This is a genomic window from Streptomonospora sediminis (assembly GCF_054778995.1).
On the sequence record NZ_BAAGYZ010000081.1, the window covers coordinates 1 to 3207 of the forward strand.

Sequence of the window (3207 nt, forward strand, 5' to 3'; positions counted from 1 at the left end):
GAGTCGTCGTCGGCGGCGGCGCCGCGCCGCCCTGGCCCCGGCCGTACCGGTCGGCACCCGCAGCGGGGTAGGCGGCGCCCGGACCCGGGCCGCCGCCCGGCCCGCCTTGTGCGCGGGCGGCGGCCGCCTGGCGTTCGGCGATCCGTTCCTGCTCGCGCCGGCGGCGTTCGGCCAGGACCGCCGACAGGTACTCCGGTGGAGAGGTGCCGGGAGGCGGGGGCGGGCTGACCGCCGCCGACACGAGGTCGGCGATGCGGACCCCCATCTGGTAGCGGGACTCATCGGTCAGTTCGCCGAAACGCACCAGGTACTGCCGCGCCATGCTTGCGGTTTCGGTCGAGAGCCGGGACAGCTCGGCCGTGCGCGCCCACTCGGCCAGGTGTGGCGGCATCTCGAACACGTCGTCGGGCCGGCGGCCGGCGCGTTCCTGCACCACCAGGGTTCCGGCGATGAAGTCGCCCACCCGGCGGCCGTCGCGGTTGACGAGCGAGCAGATGAGCGCGACCACCGACAGCGACCAGATCTCCACGGCCGCGGCCAGCGCGCGGCCCAGCGCCTGGCGGAACCGCTCGGGCGAGCCGTCGGTGCCCACCACTCGCAGGCCCAGCGCCATCTTGCCCAGCGAGCGCCCGCGGGTCAGCGACTCCATGGCGGTGGGGTAGCCCACCAGGATCAGCACGGACAGGCCGAGGTTGACCGCGGCCGAGGCGGCCGGGTCCAAACCCGCCGCGACCAGCGACACCAGCAGGACACTGCCCAGCAGCGCGGTCACCTGCACCGCGACGTCGATGAGCAGCGCGGCCATGCGGGTGGCGAATCCGGCCGGACGCAGATCCAGCACGACAGCGTCGCCCGTGACCACGGACGACTGTTCTCGGGGGTGCCCAGCGCCCGGATAAGCCACCGTTGCCGCCTTCCGTTCCGTCGCAGCGAGGTCCGGCGCGCCGGGTCGCCGCGCGGCGCGCCTCCTCCCAGTCTGTCAGGCGAGTCCGACGAAGCGGACACAACCGCGCGGTGACGACAGCGCGGCGGTGTGCCCCTGGCCACCCTCGTCCTGGCGCCGCACCGCTACCCCCGCCACCCGCCTCCTACCTCCGTGCCCCGTTCCCGTGAGGCTTTCCGCCGCCGGCCGCCGGGACGGCCGAACCCCGCGGCGGTGCGGCCCGGTAGAGTCGCCAGCGTGGATCTGGACGTCTTCGCCGCCGCGCACCGCCCCGACTGGCAGCGCCTCGACCAACTCGTACGCAGGCGCCGCCGGCTCAGCGGCAGCGAGGTCGACGAGCTCGTCGACCTGTACCAGCGCACCTCCACACACCTGTCGATGGTGCGTTCCTCGGGCGAGGACCGCTCGCTGGCGGGTTACCTTTCCGGCCTGGTGGCGCGGGCCCGTTCGGCGGTCACCGGCGCACACGAACCCGCCTGGCGCGATGTCACCGGCTTCTTCACCCAGACCTTCCCCGCAGTGCTGTACCGGCTGCGCTGGTGGTGGATCGCCGCATCGCTGGGCACGGTGGCGTTCTCCATCGCCCTGGGCGCCTGGATCGCGCTCGACCCCGGCGTGCGCAGCGCCATCGCAACGCCCGAGCAGATCCGCGCCTACGTCGAGAACGACTTCGCGAACTACTACGTCGAGCACCCCGGCGCGTCCTTTGCCGCGCAGGTATGGACCAACAACGCCTGGGCGGCGGCCCAGGCGCTGATCCTGGGCGTGTTCCTGTGCGTGCCCACCCTCTACGTGCTGGCGCTCAACGGCGCCAACCTGGCCATGGCGGGCGGGCTGATGTTCGCCAGCGGCAAGGGCGGTGTCTTCCTCGGGCTGATCCTGCCGCACGGCCTGCTGGAGCTCACCGCGGTCTTCGTGGCCGCCGGCGTGGGCCTCAAACTCGGGTGGACCCTGATCGCGCCCGGCCCGCGGCCCCGCCTGCGAGCGCTCGGCGACGAGGCGCGCCCCGCCATCGCGGTGGCCCTCGGCCTGGTCGCGGTCCTGTTCATCTCGGGCCTGATCGAAGGGCTGGTGACCGGCTGGGTGCACATCACCTGGCTGCGTATCGCCATCGGCGTGGCAGCCGAACTGCTCTTCCTCGCCTACGTGTTCGCGGTGGGCCGCGCCGCGCACAACCGCGGTGTCACCGGCGACATCGCCTCGGCCCCGCAGGCGGCCCCGGTCGCGGGCTGACCCCGGCCACCGCCCCGGATTCCGCCGGCCGCGCTGCGTGCAGCGTTACAGCCGCCCCTGGGCCTTGAGCGAGATGTAGGCGTCGGCCAGCGCCGGAGCGATGTGCTCGGGGTCGGCGTCGACGACCTCCACACCGTGGCGGCGCAGCTCGGCGGTGATGCGCCCGCGCTCGCCCAGTGCGCGTTCGGCGGCGGCCGCGTCGTAGACCGACCGGATGCTGCCGCGCGCGGCAGCCATCTCGGTGATGCGGGGATCGCCCACGGCGGCCACCATCAGCAGGTGGCGCGAGGTCAGCGCGGGCAGCCGCGGCAGCAGGCCCTCTTCCAGCGCCGCCGCGTTGAGGTCGGTCAGCAGCACCACGAGCTGGCGGGTGCGGCTGTGCCCGCCCAGGATCGTGGAGACCAGGCCAGCGGGGTCGGACTCCACGAGCTGGGCCTCCAGCGGCGCCATGGCCTGCACGATCTGCGGGATGCGGCTGCCGCGGCCGTGGCTGCGGACCTGTGCGCGCACCCGGCGGTCGTAGGCGAGCATGTCCACCCGGTCGCCGGCCTTGCCCGCAAGCGCGGCAAGCAGCAGCGCGGCGTCCATGGCGTGGTCGAGCCGGGGCACGTCGCCCACCCGCCCGGCGGCGGTGCGGCTGGTGTCGAGCACCAGCAGGATCCTGCGGTCGCGTTCGGGCCGCCACGTACGCACGACCACGGAGTCGCTGCGGGCGGTGGCGCGCCAGTCGATGGAACGCACGTCGTCGCCCGGCACGTACTCCCGCAACGAGTCGAACTCGCTGCCCTGCCCGCGCACCAGGGCCGTGTGCTGGCCGTCGAGCTCGCGCAGCCGCGACAGCTTGCCCGGCAGGTGCCGCCGGCTGTGGAAGGGCGGCAGGGCCCGCAGCGTCCAGGGCACGCTGTGGGTGCACTGGCGGGCCGCCAGCCCCAGCGGGCCCAGGCTGCGCACCGTGACCCCGGCCGCGGTCTGGTCGCCGCGGCGGGTGGGCGTCAGCGCGGTGGCCACCCGCACCCGGCCGCCGCCGGGGA

3 protein-coding genes are annotated in these 3207 nt (G+C 74.6%); 1 reads left to right on the forward strand and 2 read right to left on the reverse strand.

Features of this window, described 5'->3' with window-relative positions:
- Window positions 1–904, reverse strand: a 904-nt coding sequence (locus ACYVD5_RS16685; RefSeq protein ID WP_461001975.1) for an RDD family protein, incomplete at its 3' end; no start/stop codon positions are given.
- Between the two features lie 276 nt (window positions 905–1180).
- Here ACYVD5_RS16685 and ACYVD5_RS16690 point away from each other — a divergent pair.
- Entirely contained in the window at window positions 1181–2176 is a 996-nt protein-coding gene (locus ACYVD5_RS16690; RefSeq protein ID WP_461001976.1) for a stage II sporulation protein M, read from the forward strand.
- Between the two features lie 45 nt (window positions 2177–2221).
- On the opposite strand, the gene ACYVD5_RS16695 is transcribed toward ACYVD5_RS16690, so the two are convergent.
- A partial coding sequence (locus ACYVD5_RS16695) for a DUF58 domain-containing protein (RefSeq protein WP_461001977.1) occupies window positions 2222–3207 on the reverse strand: 986 nt, incomplete at its 5' end.